A 24,706-nucleotide genomic window follows, 5' to 3' on the forward strand; every position below is an offset into this window, starting at 1 on the left:
TTCTAATTCCTGTCTCTTTTATTATTAGCAAAGCGTGAAACCGACGGATTATATACTAATCCTACTTATTCTGTCGCTGCTTTTAAATCTTTTAAGCGCACACCCATGATGATGAGCGATATCACGTAAACACCTGCACCTAATCCAATCAAAGCTATCAGCGACATCACTCGTTCAAACAAGCTCCAAGTCAACCACACCGACATATCTTCTAACTGCCAAAGAATTGCTGCTACCATCAGTCCTCCTGAAACAGCAAGCTTAATCACAAAAAAAACCGTGCGGCGCGTTAGCTTGTAAACACCAGCCATATGTAAGCCTCGGTACAATAAAGACATATTAACAAACGCTGATAATGCTGTTGCGATTGCCAAACCAACATAGCCATAGAACCAAGCAAAAATGGCGTTAAAGACCATATTGGTCACCATGGCGATAATGCCATATTTGACTGGTGTTTTCGTGTCTTGGCGAGAGTAATATCCCGGCGCAAGCACTTTGATCAACATAAAGTTGAGCAAGCCAGAGGCATAGGCTACCAGAGACATCGAAGCAAAGTGAACGTCCTGTGGGCTGAACTCACCGCGCATGAATAGCACCATCAGCATAGGCTTTGCCAACACCATTAAACCGAGCATCGCGGGAATACCGAGCAATGTCACCATGCGGACTCCCCAATCCATAGTATGTGAAAAACCGTCACTATGGGAATCCACATGTTTACGTGATAGGGCTGGCAAAATGACCGTTGCAATAGCAATACCAAACAAGCCAAGCGGAAATTCCAATAGACGGTCAGAATAATAGAGCCAACTGATAGAGCCCGTTTGAAGGAAGCTGGCAATAAAGGTATCAAACAGCAAATTGATTTGGCTGACCGATACACCGAACAAAGCTGGAATCATTAGGGTGCGGATTTTCACTACCCCAGGATCACGCCATCCCCATTGAGGCTTGACCATGACGCCAGCTTTAATAAGGAAAGGGATCTGAAAAAAGAACTGAACCAAACCGCCAAGAAATACCCCAATAGCAAGACCAATTTCAGGTTGAGCTATATTCGGCGAAATAAACCATGCCGAGAGGATGATCATGACGTTGAGAAAGACTGGAGTGAAAGACGACACCGCAAATTTACCCATGGTATTGAGAATCGCACCAGATAACGCGACAAAAGTAATAAACCATAAGTAAGGAAAGGTAATTTTGAGAATGAAGCTCGCCAGCTCAAACTTTTCAGCCGATGGCCCCCCGTTCATCCAGTCAAGAAACCAGCCAAAGCCAAACAGTGCCGTGACCACACCAGAGCCTAAAACGCCTAGGATTGTAACTATAGAAACAAGCACGCCTAAAGTACCCGCTGCTCTGGCAATCAACTGACGGGTCTTATCCATATCGCCTGCGGCATGGTACTCCGTCAATACAGGTACAAACGCCTGAGAAAACGCCCCTTCAGCAAACAAACGGCGTAAGAAATTTGGAATTTTATTGGCAAAAAAGAAGACGTCAGCACTAGCGCCCGCCCCCATCAAATTCGCCACTACTACATCGCGCACTAAACCAAGCACACGAGAAATCAAAGTCATAGCACTAACAATCATGCCTGACTTGAGCAGACGTTTACTCACAGCTACCTCGGGAATCCTGCAATACTTTCAATAGAGCTCTACTCTATGACAGGAATGTCAGGGCTAGAGCAGATTAGTATTAGCAATGAAAAAAAAATACTGATAGAATCCCCGCCATCTTAACCGTGAAGACCTATCTAATCCAAAATTTGTTTGGCCCCGATTGGTTTTTACACAAATCATTTGACATTTGAGCGTAAATGAGGGATATTCCTCGCCCTTAAATTGTCACCGAACCTAAGTTTTTGGGAGTTAGACCCTTGGCAAATAGTAAATCTGCTAAGAAGCGCGCTATCCAAGCTGAGAAACGTCGCCAGCACAATGCTAGCCGTCGTTCAATGATGCGCACTTACATGAAGAAAACTGTTGCTGCTATCGAAGCAGGCGACAAAGCTGCTGCAACTGAAGCGTTTGCTACAGTTACACCAATCCTAGACCGCATGGCGACTAAAGGCCTTATTCACAAGAATAAAGCTGCACGTCATAAGTCTCGTTTCGCTGCTGCAATCAAAGCTCTTTAATAGAACTCTGATTTATCAGTGAAAAAAAAACCGGCTCAAGCCGGTTTTTTTATATCTCAACGTCAAACAGTGAGCATTTCAGCTCTAACCATAATGAATCATTAGTCCATCACTTCGCTGCAGTATAGGCTGTGTAGCAAGTGGATCATTGATTTCACTTCTTCACTACTTAACGTATAAAACACCGTTTGTGCTTCTTTACGTGTATTAACCAAGCCATCACGGCGTAACCATGCTAGGTGTTGCGATAAAGCAGACTGACTCAGCTCCAATTTGCTACATAACTCCCCAACAGAGAGTTCTTGGTTATGCAATAAACATAAAATCTGCAAACGTCTCTCATTCGCCATCGCTTTAAGTAGCACCACCGCTTTGGCAGAATTCTTTTCCATTTCTTGTAAGTTCATCGGCTAGTACCCCTTGAAACAACAAAACATCAACAAATCTCAGCCTGCAATTTATAAATTGATACATTTATAGCTGATACTAATCTATTTGCACTCAGTAATCTATTTGTAGAAATCAAAAAAAAGTGTTCACTGAAAGAGATTCGTGAAGTCTGCATCACAGACGTTCTTCACAGCAGGGTGTTGAATCATTCTTTCGGCGAAAATAACGTAGTATTCCTCTTTAAGTTCATCAATATGACCAATCAACTGCAAAGGCAAGTCACTTTCTACTTCTGATAAATATAAAGAAGGAGCAAGAAAAATAACATCGTGGTGATAGCGCGCGAAAGACTTCATTAGAGCGACATCATCAAACTCCCCAAGAACGTTCGGTTGAAGCCCTTGTCGATCAAACCATTGGAGAACTTTTCGTCCCATTGCGGTTCGGCTGCCAGGTATCAACAATTTCCGTTGTTCAAGCACTGAAGGAAATGTGGCTTGTGCAACGCTGCTACTAGAGAAGAAACTCATATTGCACTCACCTAGTTTTTTACTGTACAAACCTGGGCTTTGACTGGAGTCGACTGGGCAATCGGACAAAATCATATCCAGCTTATGCTGAGACAACTGCTCAAGCAACATCTCATGGGTCGATTCAAAACAGCGTAAATGGATACTGTTGTCAGGAGGTACTGTGGTCATCAAAATTTTACTGACTAGCCGCTTTGATAAGGCATCCGCGACACCGACATCAAACAGGATATTTGAGCGCTGGCTATAGTTGACAATATCCAGCATTTCGTAGCTCAAACCAAACATGCGATCCGCATATTTAAACACCAGTTGGCCAAGTTCTGTCGGCTCAATACTTCGGCCATTCCTTTTAGTCAACTTCCCATCCATTCGCTCTTCAAGCGCCTTAATCTGCCCTGTTACAGTCTGAGGGGTCAGAAACAGCGCATCGGCAGCTTTGGTCACTGAGCCTTGTTTACACACCATCCAAAAGTAATATAGATGGTTGTAGTTTAAGTGCGACATGAAAATTTTCTCTGTATTACATATGGCTATGTTTATAGCAGAAGCTTTAAATCACCACAATAATTCGGAAAAACTTAACTTTTCATCAATAAAAATCAATTTTACCGAAAAAAAATAAGCGAATTATGACAACCCACGTTCATACAGACTGATACAAGGCTTGATTTTCGTGAACTTCGTCGACTTTATCACAGTCTATCAAAACATTTTAAAATATAAAAAATCATTATATTTTAATAACTTAATACAAATAAAAATCTCAATTCACAAAGCTAATCTTCATATCCAAATAAAAAAAAATCCATTACACACAACTGTAATATTAATGAAATATTTCCCATCTACTATCGCCCACAGTTTCAACAACCGACCAATACCAATTTATACGGTCCACGGAGAAAAGTTATGAACCAAGCTACTACTGCAGCGGCACCTATCTCGAGCACAACTCGCTGGTTACGCTGGGCTAACTTGGCATTCATGTTATATCTACTGCTTCTAGCAGTATCTATGGTAGGCAGTGGCTTTAAATGGGCAACAGGCGATCAAGCGAAAGTGTTGTTCGAATTTGCTTCACACCCGGTCGCAGGTCTAATGATCGGTCTTGTCGCCACCGCTCTTATTCAGTCTTCTAGTACAGTGACCTCTATAATCGTTGGTCTTGTGGCTGGCGGCTTACCAGTAGAAACCGCGATCCCGATGATCATGGGTGCAAACATTGGCACTACGGTAACCAATACATTGGTTTCTCTGGGACATATTCGTAACAAAGAAGAGTTCAAACGTGCGTTTGCAAGTGCGACGATTCACGACTTCTTCAACCTTCTGGCGGTTGCTATTTTCCTACCACTGGAAATGATGTTTGGCATTCTAGAAAAGATTTCACACTGGTTGGTGTCACCATTCCTAGCAACTGGTGACATGAGTATGAAAGGTCTAAACTTCATTAAACCAATCACTAAGCCTGTTGTAAACGCAGTGAAGGAGCCTCTTGCTACATTTGGTGATACTGTCGGTGGCGTGTTACTTATCGTTCTTGGTATCGCAACTATCTTCGTCGCTATCACTGTAATGGGCAAACTGATGAAGAGCTTAATGGTTGGCCGTGCTCGTGAAATTCTAAAGAGCGCAATTGGTCGTGGCCCAATTCACGGTATTTTCTCTGGATCTGTGGTTACCGTACTGGTTCAGTCTTCATCAACAACCACCAGCCTAATGGTTCCACTTGTTGGCTCAGGTGTATTGAAAGTTCGTGACGTATACCCATTCACTCTAGGTGCAAACATAGGTACATGTATTACTGCACTACTGGCGGCAACAGCTGCATCAGGTGAGTTCGCCGTATTCGCTCTACAAATTGCTTTGGTGCACTTAGCATTCAACATACTGGCCACCGTCTTTATCTTTGGTATTCCGTTCTTGCGTGAACTACCAGTTAAAGCGGCAGACATCATCTCCGATATGGCAGTGAAGAACAAAGCTGTAGTGGCTGGTTACCTTGTTGCAGTATTCCTTGTACTACCAGGTAGCATCCTAGCGCTGACGGCTTAATTGGCAAGACCATCGCTTATGCAAGGCCCGTAACTTAGGTTGCGGGCTTTTTTGCGTTTAGGAAGCGCTAAGGAAGAAGGATGCGGGAAAGAGGGATACGGGAGCGGGCTTCGCCCTACGGAGAGCTGGAGAGCTGGAGAGAACCTAAAGGGTTGGCACAATATACTTTTGTTTTTATTACCGTCATCCTCAAGAACGAGGAACGAGAGAGTTGGGGATCTCTTATAGCAAGTTGAAAACCATGAGAGATTCCCTACTCGCTCCTTCGTCACTCTATGGAATGACCCAATATGGTGTTGGTCTCCTCAATCTGGACAAAGCCCGTTCTCGCTCTCCAAAAGCGAAGCGAACCACAGAACGCAGCCCGTCCCCGCTTTCCAAAAGCGAAGCGTTCCATAGGACGAAGTCCGTCCCCGCTCTCCAAAAGCGCAGCGATCCACAGGGCGCAGCCCGTTCCCGCTCTCCAAAAGCGAAGCGATCCACAGGGCACAGCCCGTTCCCGCTTTCCAAAAGCGAAGCGTTCCGTAGGACGAAGTCCCTCCCCGCTTTCCAAAAGCGAAGCGTTCCGTAGGACGAAGTCCGTTCCCGCTCTCCAAAAGCGAAGCGTTCCACAGGGCGCAGCCCGTTCCCGCTTTCCTTCTCTCACAAAAAAGCCGCCCTTTGCTAGGCGGCTCTTTCACAACTTGTGTTTATTATACCGAAAACGGATACTGGATTGGATCGTGGTGCTCGTAACCTTCAACCCAGAAATCATCGAGCGTAACCCAAGTTTCCAAATCTTCTAGTGACTTAATCTCAGGGTTAATATGGAACTTAGGTACTGCTAGAGGCTCACGCTTCAACTGTACATCACGCATTAACTCAAGTTGATCTTCATAGATATGAGCATTCACTATCTTGTGGTAAGCCAAACCCGGCTTTTTGCCTGTTATCTGAGCCATGATTGCCAAGAATACGTAAACCTGAACCATATTGAAATTCAGACCAAGAGGCACATCACATGAACGCTGAGTGCTGTTTAAATAAAGAGTATCGCCTAACAAAGAGAAGTGATGACTATACATGCAAGGGCGTAAACACCCCATATGAAACTCACCAGGGTTGTAGAAATTGAGGATTTCGCCACGATCATCAACACCACGAGTTAAATCATCAACAATCTTGCGTAGCTGGTCGATATAGCCACCGTCAGGTTTAGCCCATGCACGCCCTTGAACACCATAAACGCGGCCCATATCGTCTTCACCTTTACGGTAAGGATTATTAAGCCACGCTTCGTTGAGGTTGGCGTTCGCATCCCAGGTTTTGGTGCCTAGCTGGCGAAAATCTTCCGCACTGTCGTAACCACGAATGTAACCGAGCAGCTCAGCCACCGCAGCTTTCCAAAAGCTTTTACGCGTTGTCACTAATGGGAACTGGTTGCTGCCAACATCGTAAGTCAGATCAGCGTTGATAACCGTCAGGCAGCGTTTGCCTGTACGCTCATTTTCAATCCACTCACCTTGCTCAACAATTCGCTGACAGAGTTCTAAATACTGTTTCACACCGGTTCCTTACTTCATTTGTTGTGGGATTTCATCTTTGTAATGACCACGCTGGTAAGCCCATACCATCATAAGGAGCCCAACGATAACCATAGGTAGAGAGAGGATCTGTCCCATTGAGATAAATCCACCAAATAAACCAAGATGGGCATCGGGCTCACGAACGTACTCAACGAGGAAACGGAATGTACCATATCCTGCTAAAAATAACCCTGAAACCGCACCTAGAGGACGTGGCTTTTTGATGAACCAATTAAGAATGAAGAACAACACAACGCCTTCAAGAAGCATTTCATACAATTGAGATGGGTGGCGAGGCAAAGGACCGCCATTTGGGAAGACAATAGCCCACGGCACATCAGTAACACGCCCCCACAGCTCACTGTTCATAAAGTTACCTAAGCGCCCCATACCTAGACCGAATGGCACAAGTGGTGCGATAAAGTCGGCAACACCAAAGAAAGTCCGTCCATTTTTCTTTGCATACCAGAACATCGCCGTAATCACACCCAATAGACCACCGTGGAATGACATTCCACCAGTCCATACTTTAAACAAATAGAGTGGGTCCTGAAGGAATAGGTCAAAATTATAGAAAATTACATAGCCTACTCGACCACCAATCACAACACCAAGAAAACCTGCGAACAATAGGTCCGAAACCTGTTCTCGTGTCCATCCACTGTCTGGCTTATCAGCACGGCGATTCGCTAACCATAGTGCGAAGGCAAAACCAACCAAATACATCAGTCCGTACCAGCGAATTGATAGTGGACCAATCGAAACCAGAACGGGATCGATATTAGGAAATTCAAGATATCCCTGAGACATAAAACTATTACTCTTTTGGCATTCAGATAATTAGGTGAGAGTACGTTACAGCAACATAGTTCCAGCAACAAAGAGTAAAAATACTGCAAAGATTTTTTTCAATGTTGCGGTTGGTAATGATGTAGCTAATTTTGCACCGATACGCGTCGTGAGCATAGAAGTCGACGCAATTGCGATAAGCGCTGGCACATAGACATACCCTAAGCTGTAAGATGGTAATGATTGTGCCTGATAACCATGGAAGATGAAACCTATCATACCAGCAATGGCGATAAAGCAGCCACAAACAGATGAAGAACCAACTGCTTTACGCATTTCAATACCATGTCGGTTCAAAAATGGCACCGACAAAGACCCTCCGCCTATCCCTGCAAGACTTGATACCATGCCAATTCCAGTCCCGATCGACAATGTTGCACCATTGCCAGGCATGCTTCTATGGCTATGCCCCCTAATTGAAAAAAGCATTTGTATCGCCAAACATAACACGATAACGCCGAACACTTTAGGTAAATACTGCGAGGGGATCCATTCAGCTACATTCGCTCCAAGAAAGCCACCTACCACCACACCCGGCATCAACCATTTCACCACATACATATCCACATTACCGAGTTTAAAATGGTTAAGTGCAGAGGAACCAGAGGTAACAATAATAGAAGCAAGAGAAGTCGCCAAAGCAATTTGCATGCTGATAGCAGGATCAATACCTGCCATCGGAAGCAGAAAAAGCAACGCGGGTACAACAATTAAGCCACCGCCGATGCCGAGAAGTCCCGCCATTACCCCTACAACACTGCCAAGAAGGAGCAGCAAGACCAAAAATTCAATATTCACATTTTTCCTTATCGTTTACCTGCGCGGATAAAGCCCGCGAAACCTTTCTCTTCAAAGAATGTTTGCATCATTGTATAAATATTATTGCCATAAGGCTGCATTAAAGCATTGTCAGCAAGTTGTCTTAGTTCCCTACTGTCGGTATGGCGCAGCAAGTATTTCACCTTAGCAACATTGGACGTGTTCATACTCAAACTACGATAGCCCAACCCAATCATCAGAAGCGCACCGATAGGGTCACCCGCCAGTTCACCACAAATACAAACGGGCAGTTGCAGTTCCTGACAAGTTTGTTGGATATGGGCCAGTGCCATTATCACTGCTGGGTGCATCGACTCATAGACATCAGCAACCCGTGCGTTGTTACGATCAACGGCCAATAAATATTGTGTCAGATCATTCGTACCAATAGAGACAAAATCAACCTTTTCAGCAATCAGCGGCAAGAGATAAATCATCGATGGTACTTCAATCATCACTCCAATGGCTGGCATTTTCACTCGCTCATCCAATTCTGCGACTTCTTGATGAGCACGATCAATCAACTCAATGGCATCATCCAATTCTTGAGCTCCTGATACCATTGGCAACAAAATGCTCAGATTATCGTGCTCGGCACTGGCTCGCATCATAGCGCGAATTTGCATCAGGAATATATCTGGATGATCAAGGGTAAATCGAATACCACGCCAACCGAGAAAAGGGTTGTCTTCCTCAATAGGCAGATAAGGTAGCGCTTTGTCTCCACCAATATCAAGCGTGCGCATGACGACGCGCTTATCGGGGTATGTCTTCAGCACTGATTGATACTGTAGAGTTTGTTCGTCTTCAGAAGGGAAGCGATGTTGAAGTAAAAAAGAAATCTCGGTCCGATAGAGGCCTACTCCATCGACCCCTTGATTGACAGCAATGTTCGCATCCGCACTCAGACCAGCGTTGAGCAAGACCTCGATACGCACATCATCACTGGTGCATGCAGGTTCAAGAATTCGCTGGTTGACCATGGTCGCCAACTCGCTCTCTTGATGCGCCAGTTCGCGATATTCTTTGAGTAGCTGTTTACCCGGAGAGACAAAAATCTTTCCGCTGTACCCATCAACGATACCACGCTTGCCATTAATCGATTTAGGATTAAGTGTCACCCCCATCACCGCTGGAATACCCAAAGCACGAGACAAAATTGCTGCGTGAGAGTTTGCTGCCCCTTCAAGAGAAACGACCGCAAGGAGCTTTTCCTTAGGAATAGAAGCAAGTAAGGTTGCCGTTAACTCGCGCACAACCAATATCACTGGCTTTTCAATCGATGGCTTATCTTTCTCGGTATTGTGGAGAAAAAACAATAAACGTTGACCCAATTCTTTTATATCTTGAGCCCGCTCTCTGAGGTAAACATCTGACATACGAGCAAATCGATTAGAGTAGCTTTCAACGACTTGCCTCAGTGCCCAATCAGCGCGATCACCTTTTTGGATCTGCGTTTTTAGGTCCTTACGCAACATTGGATCATTAAGCAGGTGTGTAAATAGGTCAAATATCGCCAATGTATCTTTGTTGATTTCACTGTCGAGCTTTTTTCGCATCCGTCGAAAATCGCTCAACGCATCTTCAACCGCTAATAGTAGCCACTCTTGTTCACGCTCAACGTCCAACGTTGATGCTGGATATACATCTGTCAAATCCGGCTGGGTGTCATCCCACCAGAACTCGCCAATAGCAACACCAGAAGATGCAGGAATGCCTTTGATTGCGTGTTGCTTTTTCTCTAAGCGCCAATGTCCCTGTGTTTGCGCATGCGCAATAATCACCGCAAGCTGAGCCGCTAAGGTTACTAGAAAAGATTCTTCGATCTCATCAAACTGACGAGGCTGTTTTTGTTGTACAACCAACACCCCCAATACTTGCTTGCGATAAATGATCGGAGTACCAAGAAAACTTTGATACACCTCTTCACCTAACTGGGAAAAATATTTAAAACTAGGATGCCGAGAAGCTTCGGCGAGGTTGAGGGGTTCAGCACTACGCTTGACCAAACCGACCAAACCCTCACTGAAATTGATATGAATTTTTTTACCTTTGAAACGCAAGCCTTGAGTTGCCATCAACTCAAGACGCTGCATTTCTTCATTCGCAAGATAGACAGTGCAGCACTCCGTGTTCATTGCGCTGCATGTTTGCTTTACTAAAACTCTGAGTGCCTGATGCACATCATCAACTTTAGATACCTGTTCAACTATTTCCCTTAGTTGAGAAAGCATGTCTATCCTCTTCTGTGTTTGCGTTTACCCTTCGCTTTGCGCTCTTTAAACGGCATTGCGACAGAAGCAAATTCCTTCATAGCTCGACGATAAACGTCTCGCTTAAAGGACACGACTTGCCTGACTGGATACCAGTAACTCACCCAACGCCAACCATCAAATTCAGGGGAATTTCCTCGCTGCATATCAATTCGTGATTCATCACAATCCAGACGAAGAAGGAACCATTTCTGTTTTTGTCCGATACAGACAGGTTTCGAATCCCAGCGCACTAATCGTTTTGGTAGTTTGTACCTTAACCAATGACGGCTAGTAGCTACAATCTTTACGTCTTTTTTAGTAAGACCGACCTCTTCGTATAGCTCCCGAAACATTGCCTGTTCAGGAGTTTCGCCATCATCCATTCCCCCTTGAGGAAATTGCCATGAATGTTGCCCGTATCGTTTAGCCCAGAAGACCTGACCATGGTTGTTACAGATTACAATTCCCACATTTAAGCGGTAACCATCGCCATCTATCACTGGCCAACCTCTAATTAAATTCTTAATTACAGTGATTTTTCCACATATCCCCAGATGTAGCAAACTTACTAGTGTGACTAATACGTAAATTATGGCGCAACTCAGTCTTTATGGATAACTTTTAACCCAAAACACGGTTATTCACACAAAGGTGAGACATAGTCCACATTTATTCACCTTTTCTGTGTATAACCATGTGCAGAATCCTAGAGAAAGTGATCATTCTTTATCCATGAGAACATCAGATTTAATACAAGATTTTAAGAAAATAAAATAAAAACCTTTAAAATCAGAATTATAAGAAAATAGAATTTTAAAAATTGCCAAAATAGTAATCCATAAAACACCCCCCTCTCAGATCGGTCAAAGATCCACCAGAGAGACTTTTATCCACATCACCAACTCAACAAGGCAAGTTATGACCAAAAACTCAAGCAAATTATTGGCCTTAAAACACTGTTTATTCATACACTCCTGATAAAAATTCGTCTTATCTCAACGACACCTGTGGATAACCCCTTAATTGATGATCTTTTAGACACTAAGATCCACTTTCAACCAGTCACATTTGGATCAATTTCAGCTACAATAACGGCAACGTTTGACCACCCTGACGATCCTCATGAAGCCCGAACCGAAATCAGAAACCGAATTGCTCAAGCGAGCGAGAGATATTGCTGGCGTGAGTTTTAAGGAACTGGCAGATGAGGCAAACCTAATGGTACCGCCCGATCTAAAAAGAGATAAAGGTTGGGTCGGCCAACTGTTGGAATGGCACCTAGGTGCACTCGCGGGAAGCAAACCCCAGCAAGATTTTGAGCAACTTGGAATCGAACTCAAAACGATCCCGATTGGCCATACGGGCAAACCTTTGGAAACCACCTTTGTCTGTGTCGCTCCACTGATTGGAGTACAAGGACTGACTTGGGAAACCAGTCACGTACGCAACAAGCTATCGAGGGTGCTTTGGGTTCCTGTCGAAGGGGAACGTGAGCTCCCACTTGCTGAACGTCGCGTAGGATCACCTTTAATATGGTCACCAAGTGAAAACGAAGAGTTGCAGCTCAAAACGGATTGGGAAGAATTAATGGAATTGATCGTGCTAGGACACGTGGAACAAATTACCGCTCGCCATGGTGAAGTCCTGCAACTGCGGCCAAAAGCAGCGAATAGCAGAGTATTGACTGAAGCGTATGGAGCGAGCGGCAAGCCTATAATGACATTACCTCGAGGGTTCTATCTTCGAACTCAATTTACGGCTCAGATCCTTGAGCAAAACTTTGTTTGATCTAATGTGTGGTTAATGATAATTCGACATCATGATAAAGTGGACCATCTCCAGCGCCACATTCATCATAAGCATTGTGTAACCTTAGGTAAGCCCTTTCAACTCCCAAACGTAGTAGCTCTTCTTTGACAGAGTCGAGAGACTCAAAATGAATCGGCTCATCATCTTTTTTAATTGGTTCCAGTCTATGTTTGTACTCCACTGCGAGAAGGTAGTGAGAGAGATCTGAACAACCAATGACAAACACCTTGGGTGGTTGGTAGTTATCTTTGTGATGTCCATGGATCCATTTATCTAATTGTTTTTTTTGCATAGCACACCTCCAATTTAATTTTAGTTAACTATGCAAATTTTGCGAAATTGTTATCGAGCACCATTTCTTCTAATGTGGCGATGCCCTATATTGAGATAACAAAGAGAAATTGAGTAAGGAAGTTCAATGCAATACAACAAGTTACCTAATTCCACTCTTGAAATTAGTAAAATCTGCCTTGGCACCATGACCTTTGGTGAACAAAACTCAGAGCAAGACGCTTTCAGTCAACTTGATTATGCACTCGAGCGTGGTGTGAACTTCATCGATACTGCCGAAATGTACCCTGTCCCTCCTAAAGCGGATACCCAAGGTTCTACCGAGCAATACATCGGTAATTGGCTGAAGAAATCAGGGAAGAGAGAAAAAGTCGTACTGGCGACCAAAATTGCAGGGCCGAGAAACGTCCCTTATATTCGTGACAACATGCGTCTAGATAGGCGCAATATCCATCAAGCGATAGACGACAGCTTGCAGAGACTACAAACTGACTACGTTGACTTGTACCAACTGCACTGGCCTCAGCGCAAAACAAACTGTTTTGGCCAACTCAATTATCCATACCCAGATGAACAGGAAGAAGTCACACTCATTGAGACCCTAGAGAGCTTGGCCGATCTCATTAAAGCAGGCAAAGTGCGTTATATCGGTGTTTCCAATGAAACACCTTGGGGGGTAATGACACTGCTGCGCCTAGCGGAAAAGCATGAACTACCACGCATTATTTCGATTCAGAACCCGTACAACCTACTTAATCGCAGCTTTGAAATCGGTTTGTCGGAAATCAGTCATTATGAAGGTGTGCAGTTACTCGCCTACTCGCCATTAGCATTTGGCTGCCTGAGCGGTAAGTATCTCGACAAAGCACGTCCAGAGGGGGCGAGATGTTCATTGTTTGAGCGCTTTGTTCGTTATTTTACTCCGCAAGGAATACAAGCGACACAAGCATACGTCAATCTAGCTAGGCAGCATGGACTCGATCCAGCTCAGATGGCTTTGGCTTTTGTCAATCAACGGCCTTTTGTTGGTTCCAACATTATAGGAGCAACGAATCTGGAACAGCTCAAATCTAATATTGACAGTCTTGATGTCGTATTAAGTGAAGAATTGCTCCAGGGACTTCAGGAAATTGGCACGACTTACTCCAACCCTTGCCCTTAGTGAAAAACCAGCTACTGCATCAGTAGCTGGCTGATAAATTTCGGACCAGTGAAGCAAACTGGTCCTATCCATTACGTAGATATTCGCACACTGAGAACTCGACGAAGATGACGAATACGACGCTCAGCTTTTACGCTATCAGGTTCTGAATGACCAACAGGGCGGCCATCGTTTTCCAAACCAATGTCACGAAGTAAACGTTCGTTTTCCCATGGGATATGGAAAGCACTACGCCTGATTCGACGTTTCCAATCACGCTCTTCACGACGTAAATCAGCTTTAACCAAAAGAGTAGCAAGTTTTAGATAGACAGAATGACTCATGATAAATCTCCAGTTGAATGAGAAACAGCTGGGAAAAATCAACGAATAGACCGAAAAATAAAGACATTTTTAATTCGCTGCTTTCCCGCAGCCAATTAAAAAAATGGGTACGGACTAATTACAATATTTGGGTAGAACGGCGATCACACGACGCAGGCTTGCTTTGTTTAGCCACCATGTTCGAAGCTTGATCACAAGACGCAGTCATCAATGAATTGACGTTGAAATGTTTCATTGTGCGCCTCCCAGTAATGTATTAATCCAATAGAAAAGTGTTTTGATATGTGAGCTTATACTCACGATTAAATTCTATGCATAAGCGATGATATTTCAACCATTATTTTGCATAGAATTAAAATACAATTTTTTAACCTAAAAATAACCACACCAAACTCATGATTATAAGATATTCCACTAGGTGATATAATCTTCAGCGATTTATTCTCTATGTAAATAGAAAAGCCACACGGCTTAGAGTGTGGCTTTATTTAGATAAAACAAATAATTACACTGTTGTATCACTGATTAAGTTATGCTTATTAAGTAATCGGTACATAGTAGCACGTGATACACCCAGTTCTTTCGCTGCCATTGATACCTGACCAGAATGAGACTCAAGCACCAATAAAAGCGCATCACGTTCACTTCGTTCACGGATACTTTTTAGACTGCGTTTGCCATCGCTTCGTTTAGGTAAATCGAGGTGTTCTTCATCCAGCATCACCGTCTCTGACATCAGAACAATACGCTTGATCTGATTCATCAATTCACGCACATTACCCGGCCAGTGATAACGAGTCAGAGCTCGTGTGGCTTCTTCGGTGTAACTACGAGCCTGTGCGTTGTATTCCTTGGAGTATTCCTGAAGGAAATGTCGCGCGAGTATTGCGATATCCCCAGCGCGCTCTTTTAAGCTTGGAACATTGATGCGCAACACATTAATGTAGTGGTAAAGCTCTTCATTGAAATCACCATCAATCAAAGCTTTTTCAATATCGGCCGAATTGGCTGCTAGGATCCGTACATCGATTTCCTGACGACCATTCGCTGTCTCAATAGTGCCTTCTTGAAGAAATCGCAATAGGTTCAATTGCTGAGATTTAGGTAAGGTCAGGATATCGTTAAGCAATATCGTACCACCATCTGCTTTTTCAAGAATCGAAGGCTCAGAGGTTTCATCTCGGTTAACACCGAATAAGTCACTCTCAAGGCGCCTCTCTGACATCGCGCGACAATTGACAGAAATGAACTCTTTCTGCGCACGAGAAGAGGTTTTATGCACAGCACGAGCTACGGTCTCTTTACCAGTGCCACTCTCACCGTAAATGAGAATGCTCACGTCAGTTGGACCGATACGTTTTATCTGATCACGAAGACGCTTCATTGGGATCGATTCTCCAATCAGCCCCATGTCATTATTACTGCCATAGTGTGGCCAGACTTTTTTCTCTAACTTGAGCATACCAAGTTGATGGCCAATGGTGCTGAGAAGCTGAGCATCTGGAATTGGCGCAGTAAAAAAGTCGATACAAAAGTTAACAATAAATTGGCAAATAGTATCTGAACTTAACTGCGATTCACGGATAAATGCGAGCCAGCGTACTTGCTTATGATTACTCACCAAATTCGCAATACCATTGAGACTAAACTCGTCATGACTAAGGTCGACAATGCCAATACATGGTCCTGTTTCGCTGAACAAAGCATCTGCTTTGCGTAAATCTGCACACTGAGTGCAACGCCATCCTACTTGCTCTAACACCGACAGCCAGGGCTCATACGTACCACCGACAACGATAAGTGAACCAGGAATGGAGTCCATTCGGAACTGACTAGCCATGAAATGTATCCCTATTGATTCAAATTTTAATGCTGTGCCTCTAGAGGCACCAAAACTTAGCCGTTACATTATAGAGACTCGGCAAGATAATCTGTCTCATTACTAAGACTAGCCAGTGAATTATATAAATACCAAACAACAATTCGATCAACATTCGGCACGAGTATGCATCTCTCGACACAAAACGAGACATAGTGCTAAAGCTCTACTGCAACAAGTTCACATATTGCACCTATGCCAGATAAGAAAAATCCGGTACAAGCCTTACCTATACCGGATCCCATTTAAAACAATGTTTACATGTTATGCCAATGCTTGCTCGGATGGCTGTGTGCTATAACGTTGAATGTCTTTTAGTAACATCATCGCCACGATAATACTTAACGCGATATTTGATAACGGGTAAGCAATCCAAATGCCCGGAACGCCTATTAGTTTAGGCATTATGTATAAGAAAGGTAATTGGATCAGCATATTACCTACAGTAACGAACATGGCTTTGCTGCCTTTATTGGTCGCCTGATAATAGGCTCCAGCTACAACAAGGAACCCATCCAATGCAAGCGCAAACATGTGCAATCGAATGCCAAGAATCGTATTATCAATCAGTTGAATATCTGATGAATTGAATACCGAGACAAACTCAAGTGGGAAGAGATTCAGCAAAAGAACAAACACCATTCCGATGACTACTGAACTGACCATCGCCACTTTGATCAACTTACGAATATTTACCTGATGACGTGCGCCATGGTTATAGCTAACCAAGGGTTGCATGCCGTTGGCGATCCCCTCGGCAGTCAAGTAATATACAGTGACGATATAGCCCAAAATAGCATAGGCACCAATCAAAAGCTGATCACCGTATTGAGCAAACAAGCTATTGTGCAATGCCACCATAATCGAACCATAGGCGTACATAAAAAAGCTCGATGTACCGATGGAAAATATCTCAGGCACCAAGGCTAACTTAAGTTTCAACTCATCAATTTGTAAGCGAAGTTTGGCTCTTGGTGAGAAGAAGTATACTAATCCAAATAAGGTAACAACCATCTGAGCAACCCCGGTCGCAATCGCTGCACCAGTCAGCTCCCAACCTAGCCAAGCAATAAACAGGTAGTCGAGCACTATGTTGATCACCGCCCCCACGACCATCAATATCGTCGCTAAATTTGGGCTGTCGTCATTACGCAGTAAGAACGGCATGGCAATCGAGCCGAGGGTAAATACGCTGGCACCTATCAAGATGTGCAGATACTGTAGCCCTAAATCAAACACGCGTCCTTCAGCACCCTGCCAACGCAAGAAATCATCAGAGAAGAAAAGCAGAACCCCTGATACTACAGGAGTTAATACCAATAGAAGTACTAGACCTGTCGCAAGAGTTTGTTTCGCGCCTAGTGTGTCTTTTTCACCTTGGCGGATCGACACCATTGCTCCTGTCCCTACCCCCACAAGCATGCCAATTCCTAAAATTGAGCCGATCACAGGCCAAGCAACATTGATTCCTGCAAGCCCATCAGCGCCAACATAACGGCCAATAAATACGCCATCAACCACCTGATACAAGCCATTGACTAGCATGGCTGCGACGGTTGGAATTGTGTATTGCCAAAACTGTTTATATATGGAAGTTTGCATAACTCTTTCCATCAGTTAGCTAGGCTAACTAAATAGTGAAATGAAAGGTTGGAACCCATTAATCCTTTAGTGATTTTTCCAACAAAGACACAAGCTGACCTGCTTCTTTTTTAGTCAATTTATTGCTCATTGCTTGTGCAATATGCTGATAAACTAACTGTTCTTTCGATAAATCCTTTAACACCTGCTCACTCAGTATGACTCGCTTTGAACGTGCATCCTGGAGACATGAGATACGTGAAACTAAGCCTTTATTTTGCAGCCGTGCGACCATATTCGACGCGGACGGTTTGGTTACTTTCATCTCATTGGCTAGGTCGGTGATGCGAATTCCTTCAGGAAATTCTTCGATAACCCTCAAGTAATCATATTCGTTAAAACTCAGTAGAGATAAAGGATCTTCTTTAGCATGAACTCGCCACGCTTTGGCACAAAAACGTTCCAATTCAATCAGACAACTTTCCAGAGCCATAAAATCTCAGTCTAATTAGTTAGCAAGGCTAACTATTTTAATGTCAGTAGAAATAGATGGCAATAAAAAACCGCTGCGAGGCAGCGGCTTCAATCGCAATAGTCATTGGCTACTTTAAACGGGCCTGTTTATTTGGAGAATGAGTCATCTCTTTTTGATGCGCTGCATCATAAATGCCCTGTAGTTCGAGAAAGGCGTAGCGATGTTCAACATATTCAAAGACATTGAAAGAAATAGCCAATTTATAGAATGAAATCGCTTTGGCTAGATCTTCATCGGTTCCTTGAGCTTGGTAACGTTTACCTAAATAGAAATAAACTTCCGTCAAACGCTGGGCCAAAACAGTGCGATCACTACTGGTTTCCATGATGGTTTTAAAGGCCTCTCTCTCGGAAACCTCACCTAAAATAATCCCTACTAAAAACCATCCCCACTGGTTATCACGGGCCGCATATCTAGCAAGCAATTCTTCTTTTGCAACATGGGGGGAAACTTTAGACTTGACTATATACAGCCAAAGAGCTCGAAATGAATCACTGGGGTCTTGTTCGTAATGTAACTGCATATCTTCAAGCGCTAGTTCAATACGATCGCCATAGTACAAAGCAATAGCACGATTCCTTGCTGCGTATGAGTTCTCAGGAGCCAACTCCAAAGCAGAATCAAATGCATCATAGGCAGCATCAAAGTCTCTATTTTCTGTGAAATAGACGCCTAACAAATTGAAGAGATCAGCCTGAGCAGGGTAGATTGCCAATGATTGTTCATAATCTAATCGAGCTAAGTTTCTTAGGCCAACATTATCATAATGATTTCCCCTTTCGTTCAGCATTTTAGCTCTCGTTTCGTTGGGTAAATCGGGGCGTTGTAACAGTTGGCTTAATCTTGCTATCTGTACTTCTTGTTGCAAAGTGGGCTGTAACGCTTCAACCATCGGCGGCAATATCCAATCAGGCTGCTGATCGAATATAGACGCACAACCGCTCGTCACTAACAAAGCCATACTAAGTGTTGCGGTTTGAAACCATTTCACAAATAAATACTCCTGTTGCTGAGCCTTTAACCCAGACTGGTCCGCATTAAAAAAGGGAGCGTGATGCTCCCTTTATAACATGCTTTTAGCAAAATAGGCTAATACACAACACCAGCCTACTTAGCGATATCCGCATTATGCGTCTGTTGCTGGTTTCTCTTCAGAAACCGCTTCTTCAGTCTTTTCAACTGCTTCTTTCATGCTTAGACGTACACGGCCTTGACGGTCAATCTCAAGAACTTTTACTTGAACTTCTTGACCTTCAGCTAGGTAGTCAGACACTTTCTCTACACGCTTGTCAGCGATTTGCGAGATGTGTACTAGACCATCTTTACCTGGCAGGATAGTTACGAATGCACCGAAGTCTGCTAGACGCGCTACTTTACCTGTGTAGATGCGGCCTACTTCAACTTCTGCAGTGATCTCTTCGATACGACGGATTGCTTCTTTCGCAGCTGTACCTTCAGTTGCAGCAATCTTGATTGTACCGTCGTCTTCGATTTCGATAGTTGTACCTGTCTCTTCAGTTAGAGCACGGATAACTGCACCACCTTTACCGATAACGTCTTTGATCTTCTCAGCGCTGATCTTCATTGTGTGAATACGCGGAGCGAACTCAGAGATATCTTCACGAGCACCAGAGATAGCTTCATCCATTACAGATAGGATGTGCTTACGTGCACCTTGCGCTTGGTTAAGAGCAATTTGCATGATCTCTTTAGTGATACCTTCGATCTTGATATCCATTTGAAGTGCAGTGATACCAGTGTTAGTACCTGCTACTTTAAAGTCCATGTCACCTAGGTGGTCTTCGTCACCAAGGATGTCAGAAAGAACAACGAAATCGTCGCCTTCTTTAACAAGACCCATTGCGATACCCGCAACAGAAGACTTGATTGGCACACCAGCGTCCATAAGAGCTAGAGATGTACCACATACAGAAGCCATTGATGAAGAACCGTTAGATTCAGTGATTTCCGACACAACACGTACTGTGTATGGGAACTCATCAACAGAAGGCATTACTGCAGCAATACCACGCTTAGCTAGTTTACCGTGGCCGATTTCACGACGCTTAGGAGAACCAACAAAACCTGTTTCACCAACACAGTATGGAGGGAAGTTGTAGTGTAGTAGGAAGTGATCTTTACGCTCACCTGTTAGCTCATCAATAATTTGAGCATCGCGTTGCGTACCTAGAGTCGCTGTTACGATTGCCTGAGTCTCACCACGAGTGAATAATGAGCTGCCGTGCGTACGCGGAAGAACGCCAGTACGTACGTCTAGCGCACGAACCATATCTTTTTCACGACCATCGATACGTGGGTTACCCGCGATGATGCTACGACGAACCACTGTCTTCTCTAGATCGTGGAAGATAGTGTGGATTTCTTTTGTGTTTGCTTCTGGATCTTCAGCAAGTAGCACTTCGTTTACTTCAGCAGCAATCGCGTGAATACGGTCGTAACGAGCCATCTTCTCAGTGATTTGGTAAGCTTCTATAAGCTTCGCTTCTGCTAGCTCAGCAATCTTGTTTACAAGCGTCGTGTTCTCTTCTGGAGCAACCCAATCCCATGCAGGAGTGGCAACTTCAGCTGCGAACTCGTTGATCGCTTTGATTACTACTTGCTGTTGATCGTGACCAAATACAACCGCAGAAAGCATCTCTTCTTCAGTTAGGTTGTCTGCTTCAGACTCAACCATAAGAACAGCGCCTTCAGTACCAGCAACAACTAGGTCTAGCTTAGATGTTTCTAGCTCAGTGTTGCTTGGGTTCAGAACTAGTTGACCGTCGATGTGACCAACGCGTGCTGCACCGATAGGACCGTTGAACGGGATACCAGAGATAGCAAGAGCCGCAGAAGTACCGATCATTGTTACCATGTCTGGTTGAACGTCTGGGTTTACAGACATTACTGTCGCGATAACCTGAACTTCGTTTTTGAATGCATCTGGGAATAGTGGACGAATCGGACGGTCGATTAGACGAGCCGTTAGCGTTTCCCCTTCAGAAGGACGACCTTCACGTTTAAAGAAACCACCAGGGATTTTACCTGCTGCGTAAGTACGCTCTTGGTAGTTAACTGTTAGAGGGAAGAAGTCTTGACCTTCTACCGCTTCTTTTTTACCCACTACAGAAACGAATACTGACGTATCGTCCATAGTAACCATAACTGCTGCCGTAGCTTGGCGTGCAATAACGCCAGTTTCTAGAGTAACCGTGTGGTTACCGTACTGGAACGTTTTAACAACTGGTTTTTCGAACATGAAAATTCCTTGTTGGATTTTGAGTGAATCCACCACTACCAATCGCGACTAGTGAAAGCAGGCTACCTCACCTCCCATTGAGCCTTGCCAAAAGAAAGACCAATAGAAAGTTAACCAACTTTTAATAGCCGCGACCATTTGGTCGACTTACGTGACTGTAGTCAGTGGACAAAAATGCCGCTATTCAGAAACCTATCGTAAAGTTACTAAAATAGCGGCACGATTATAGACTAGTTCGAGGGGTAAATCCCGTAGAATTTATTGAAACTGTTCAACGTAAAAGGGACCGCAAAGGGCAAATATCTGAAAGCGAAATAATAACCATCATTATTGCTTTTCATATATCGCATCAACGTAACTTTAAGAATTTTTATCTTAGTCTCATTTAAAACTACGCCACTCATACCCTTAAACGTCCTCTAGAATTTCACAGTCTGGGAACGCATCGCGGAATTTTTGCGGAGCTCTAATCGACTCATAGCCCTGCTCCGCGTCATAGCCCCAGCGGTACAAAGGCTCTGCCGCACGACGCAAGTCAATCTTCTTCAGTTTCTTTAGCTTAAACAACACCTTGGGAAACTCAGCAAAGTGGTTAAAGGAGAGATCCAGCTCCTCCAACTCAGTCAGCTCAGCCAATTTCGGCGGCAACTTTTCCAAATGGTTGAAGCTCAAGTTTAACTTCTTCACCTGCAGGTAACGTTCGAAATTAGCAGGCAACGCATTCAAGTAGGAGTTGTGCAGGTCAAGCTCAGTTATCCGAGTCTGTTCGGGCAGCGTTTCCGGTAAACGAGTCTTCGGATTACCCAACTCATAGCTGTGCTGCATGTAGATGTCAGGGGAGCGATGGCAGTTGATCAAATGCTCCTCATCGGCATCTTTCACCATCAACTCGAAGCCACAGGCTCTGTTCCAATTGAGGCACTCACCTTCCACGAACGAGCGGGTGATGGCTTGGCGGCGCTCACACTCCTCTTTCTGGGTCAGCAGCCACAACAGCCCCTCGCCATAGCGGTCAAAGTAGGCTTTGGAGAAATCGATACACAGAGGACGCCCCCAACGTTTGGTCAACCCCTTGAGCTTCTTAAACATCGGCCCTTCACCGGTTGGGTGACCTTCCCAGTTCAGACCTCGCAGGTCCGACTCGAAGAAGATGCGATCTTTTACCGCCAACTGGAACAGGTAGTCCCCCTTACCAGCCAGCAATTGCTGTATCGATTTACGCAGTGCTTTATCGCTGGTGGTTTTCAGAATCAGGAACAACGGTATCCACATCACTTCTGTGACGCCCCCTTGAGCTAACATCTCCACCGCCACTTGATGGGAGGCTTCATCTGGGGAGTTCAGCATCGTCATCACGGTATCAACCATGCCGCTGTCAACAGCTTGCTCCTGTTGCAAAAACTGCGGCGCCGCCTGCTCAAACCACTGGCTTAGGGCAGTATCGTCTATCAGCAGATGATACTGTAGATCCAGCAGCTCGGTCTGCTTCGGATTGGCACCAACCAACACATGGGTCACGCTGTCGTTCAACTTCTTGCTGATGCTAAAGCCCAGCTCCTCTGCCTTAGCCTTGAGCTCGGTGAGCTTAAACCCACTCTTACCACAGACAAACAGCACAGTATCACTACCGAGTGTGCGGCAAGTTAACGCCTGCTCGGCGTTGGCCCTCAGCCAGGCGTGAGCGTGTTTCTTAAATGGAGAGTACTTCGCCTCAAGGAAGGTCAAATGGAAGCGGCCCTCCATCTGAGGCAGGTCTCTTGGTTTTGGCGCATGATACAGCTGTTGCCAGTAAGTTTGGCGCTGCTCAATAGTTAAGGGAGCATTGAGCAAAATCTTCCGCTGTTTGTTCAGGGCTTCACTGCGGGCCATTTGGTCGTAGATGCCAAACTCCACCTCAATCTCTGGGGGCATGCGCATCAAAAAGTCAGTGCGATCGCCGCTTTGTGCCGTCAGGTTGAGAGCCAGACGCTTCAGCGATGGTGCGGTCAGCAGTTGTTCCAATGCAGGCAATGTGGTGCATGGGCCATGATGACTAAACTGCTCGATTCGAATCTCGGTGATGCCTGTCATGGCGCTCAGATCCCCAAGCTGATCGGTAGGGCCATTGCTTACTCGAAGCCGTGTAATACCGGGATGCTGACGCAGCGTTAACGGCAGCTCAGCATCAGTAAAACCTTCCAGCTGCAAGTAGTCCAATTTGGTTAAGGCGCTAAGCACCTTGGCTTCGCCCAACTCTCCCGAGTCACGCAGCTCCAATTTCGTCAGCTGTGGTGAGTTTTTCAGGCCGTCCAGTTGCACAAATGGCACACCGGTGGCAAACAGGTGATCCAAGTGTGGCAAATTAAGCTCACCAACCACTCCTTTGCCCTCAGAGAATAGATAGATCGAGGTTAAGGATTGCAGCGGCGCTACTAGTTCCGTCAGGTTATAACTGGCGTTGTGGGGCAGGAACATCAAACGCTCAGCGCTGCCAAGTTGGCAAAACAGATCGCTGGCAACCTCAGTGTCATTGAGCCCTACATTTAGGTGCAGCTCCTTAACAGACTTAGCCCGAATCAAGCCACCGGGAGCCACAATTAACTTATCGGCCTCCAGTCGCATCTCATCAAGTTCAGCGTTTCCAGCATCGATAATTCGCTCTATCTGCATCTGGCAATGGGGAGAGATCGAGATCTTCTTAATTGAGTCGGGCAGCAGCAATTGTTCCACCTCCATCTTATAAGACTCCGCATTGTAGTGGCGACAATAGAGGTGAAGCTCCTTCAGCTCCTGGGCCCCAGAGAGGTTTAAGGCCAGTCGTTCAACTTCATCTACCCGCAGATGTAACGATTGGAGGCGGCTTCCTTCAGGCACCTCCAGAGCCAAAGGTCCCTTCTCCACCTCAAGATAGAGCTCGGTGAGAGCCTGACAGTGTTTAAGATAACCCAATTGGTTGGCTTGGGTAACCACTGCTCCCCGAATCGCCTTAAGGTTTTTAACCATCTCAGGCTTGACGTCGGAAAGCTCCAGCGGATTGGTTTCGCTGTTGAGAATCTTGAGATTAGGAAACGCACTGAACATCTCAGCATCAATGGGGCGCAGAGGCTCCAGATAGCTACCGAAATAGAGCTCTTCAACGTTAGGGAAAGCTCGACCGACCTTGTTCCAGTCAGGGGCAATGTCACTTATGCAGTAGCGCAGATTGGTGACGTCCGAGTGGATCTGTTCCAACTGTTCCAGATCATACTCATATAAAGAAGCTTTTTTTGTCAT

Annotated in this window: 20 protein-coding genes and 1 pseudogene; 5 read left to right on the plus strand and 16 right to left on the minus strand. The window is 44.8% G+C overall.

The genetic code is table 11. The features are described 5' to 3' along the window. Nucleotides 1-65: 65 nt before the first annotated feature. Nucleotides 66-1,628: a murein biosynthesis integral membrane protein MurJ gene (murJ, locus tag TW84_RS09100; RefSeq protein WP_045975348.1), complete on the minus strand. Its 1,563-nt coding sequence runs from the start codon at nt 1,626-1,628 to the stop codon at nt 66-68. 260 nt (nt 1,629-1,888) lie between these two features. Here murJ and rpsT point away from each other — a divergent pair, with 260 nt between their 5' ends. Further along, nucleotides 1,889-2,149 carry a 30S ribosomal protein S20 gene (rpsT, locus tag TW84_RS09105; protein WP_004410238.1) on the plus strand — a complete coding sequence of 87 codons (261 nt, stop codon included), beginning with the start codon at nt 1,889-1,891 and terminating at the stop codon, nt 2,147-2,149. A 101-nt stretch (nt 2,150-2,250) separates the two neighbouring features. On the opposite strand, the gene TW84_RS09110 is transcribed toward rpsT, so the two are convergent. Next, on the minus strand, nt 2,251-2,556 hold the full coding sequence (locus TW84_RS09110; protein ID WP_043006907.1) for an ArsR/SmtB family transcription factor: 306 nt from the start codon (nt 2,554-2,556) through the stop codon (nt 2,251-2,253). A gap of 129 nt (nt 2,557-2,685) precedes the next feature. Then, nucleotides 2,686-3,576 (minus strand): transcriptional activator NhaR, encoded by an 891-nt coding sequence (nhaR, locus tag TW84_RS09115; RefSeq protein ID WP_045975349.1) that lies wholly within the window; start codon nt 3,574-3,576, stop codon nt 2,686-2,688. A 405-nt stretch (nt 3,577-3,981) separates the two neighbouring features. On the opposite strand from nhaR, the gene TW84_RS09120 reads away from it, so the two are divergent. After that, nucleotides 3,982-5,127 (plus strand): Na/Pi symporter, encoded by a 1,146-nt coding sequence (locus TW84_RS09120; RefSeq protein WP_045975350.1) that lies wholly within the window; start codon nt 3,982-3,984, stop codon nt 5,125-5,127. A 692-nt stretch (nt 5,128-5,819) separates the two neighbouring features. On the opposite strand, the gene TW84_RS09130 is transcribed toward TW84_RS09120, so the two are convergent. Genes TW84_RS09130 through rppH form a run of 5 tightly spaced genes read right to left on the minus strand, consistent with a single transcriptional unit; the run spans nt 5,820 to nt 11,115 of the window. Continuing rightward, on the minus strand, nt 5,820-6,671 hold the full coding sequence (locus tag TW84_RS09130) for a thymidylate synthase (RefSeq protein WP_045975352.1): 852 nt from the start codon (nt 6,669-6,671) through the stop codon (nt 5,820-5,822). A gap of 9 nt (nt 6,672-6,680) precedes the next feature. After that, complete coding sequence (gene lgt, locus TW84_RS09135) at nt 6,681-7,502, minus strand: prolipoprotein diacylglyceryl transferase (protein ID WP_045975353.1); 822 nt, start codon at nt 7,500-7,502, stop codon at nt 6,681-6,683. A gap of 45 nt (nt 7,503-7,547) precedes the next feature. Continuing rightward, entirely contained in the window at nt 7,548-8,339 is a 792-nt protein-coding gene (locus TW84_RS09140; RefSeq protein ID WP_045975354.1) for a sulfite exporter TauE/SafE family protein, read from the minus strand. A gap of 8 nt (nt 8,340-8,347) precedes the next feature. Next, nucleotides 8,348-10,594: a phosphoenolpyruvate--protein phosphotransferase gene (ptsP, locus tag TW84_RS09145; RefSeq protein ID WP_045975355.1), complete on the minus strand. Its 2,247-nt coding sequence runs from the start codon at nt 10,592-10,594 to the stop codon at nt 8,348-8,350. A gap of 2 nt (nt 10,595-10,596) precedes the next feature. Then, the gene (gene rppH / locus TW84_RS09150; RefSeq protein WP_045975356.1) at nt 10,597-11,115 is read right to left on the minus strand and encodes an RNA pyrophosphohydrolase; all 519 of its coding nucleotides are present in this window, start codon (nt 11,113-11,115) and stop codon (nt 10,597-10,599) included. A gap of 622 nt (nt 11,116-11,737) precedes the next feature. On the opposite strand from rppH, the gene mutH reads away from it, so the two are divergent. Next, the gene (gene mutH / locus TW84_RS09155) at nt 11,738-12,403 is read left to right on the plus strand and encodes a DNA mismatch repair endonuclease MutH (RefSeq protein WP_045975357.1); all 666 of its coding nucleotides are present in this window, start codon (nt 11,738-11,740) and stop codon (nt 12,401-12,403) included. Between the two features lies 1 nt (nt 12,404). Here the strand turns inward: mutH and TW84_RS09160 are convergent, their stop codons facing one another. Then, nucleotides 12,405-12,716, minus strand: coding sequence for a DUF6482 family protein (locus TW84_RS09160; protein ID WP_045975358.1), 312 nt, complete (start codon nt 12,714-12,716; stop codon nt 12,405-12,407). Nucleotides 12,717-12,842: 126 nt separating this feature from the next. On the opposite strand from TW84_RS09160, the gene TW84_RS09165 reads away from it, so the two are divergent. Continuing rightward, nucleotides 12,843-13,877, plus strand: coding sequence for an NADP(H)-dependent aldo-keto reductase (locus TW84_RS09165; protein ID WP_045975359.1), 1,035 nt, complete (start codon nt 12,843-12,845; stop codon nt 13,875-13,877). 71 nt (nt 13,878-13,948) lie between these two features. Here TW84_RS09165 and TW84_RS09170 read toward each other — a convergent pair whose 3' ends face one another. The 6 genes from TW84_RS09170 to pnp form a co-directional block, all read right to left on the minus strand. Beyond that, nucleotides 13,949-14,200 (minus strand): hypothetical protein, encoded by a 252-nt coding sequence (locus tag TW84_RS09170; protein ID WP_045975360.1) that lies wholly within the window; start codon nt 14,198-14,200, stop codon nt 13,949-13,951. Nucleotides 14,201-14,705: 505 nt separating this feature from the next. Then, nucleotides 14,706-16,040, minus strand: a complete 1,335-nt coding sequence (gene vpsR / locus TW84_RS09175) for a cyclic-di-GMP-binding transcriptional regulator VpsR (RefSeq protein WP_045975361.1) — start codon at nt 16,038-16,040, stop codon at nt 14,706-14,708. 303 nt (nt 16,041-16,343) lie between these two features. After that, nucleotides 16,344-17,681, minus strand: a complete 1,338-nt coding sequence (locus TW84_RS09180; protein WP_045975362.1) for an MATE family efflux transporter — start codon at nt 17,679-17,681, stop codon at nt 16,344-16,346. 58 nt (nt 17,682-17,739) lie between these two features. After that, a complete protein-coding gene (locus TW84_RS09185; protein WP_045975363.1) occupies nt 17,740-18,153 on the minus strand; it encodes a MarR family winged helix-turn-helix transcriptional regulator in 414 nt (137 codons plus the stop codon). 109 nt (nt 18,154-18,262) lie between these two features. Then, nucleotides 18,263-19,186: a lipoprotein NlpI gene (nlpI, locus tag TW84_RS09190; RefSeq protein WP_045975364.1), complete on the minus strand. Its 924-nt coding sequence runs from the start codon at nt 19,184-19,186 to the stop codon at nt 18,263-18,265. 135 nt (nt 19,187-19,321) lie between these two features. Further along, nucleotides 19,322-21,454 (minus strand): polyribonucleotide nucleotidyltransferase, encoded by a 2,133-nt coding sequence (gene pnp, locus TW84_RS09195; protein WP_045975365.1) that lies wholly within the window; start codon nt 21,452-21,454, stop codon nt 19,322-19,324. A 260-nt stretch (nt 21,455-21,714) separates the two neighbouring features. On the opposite strand from pnp, the pseudogene TW84_RS25040 reads away from it, so the two are divergent. Further along, a pseudogene (locus TW84_RS25040) lies at nt 21,715-21,840 on the plus strand (IS982 family transposase); the annotation flags it as partial. Between the two features lie 22 nt (nt 21,841-21,862). Here TW84_RS25040 and TW84_RS09200 read toward each other — a convergent pair. After that, entirely contained in the window at nt 21,863-24,706 is a 2,844-nt protein-coding gene (locus TW84_RS09200; protein ID WP_045975366.1) for a BRCT domain-containing protein, read from the minus strand.

This window comes from Vibrio neptunius (assembly GCF_000967495.1).
Classification (GTDB): Bacteria; Pseudomonadota; Gammaproteobacteria; order Enterobacterales; family Vibrionaceae; genus Vibrio; species Vibrio neptunius.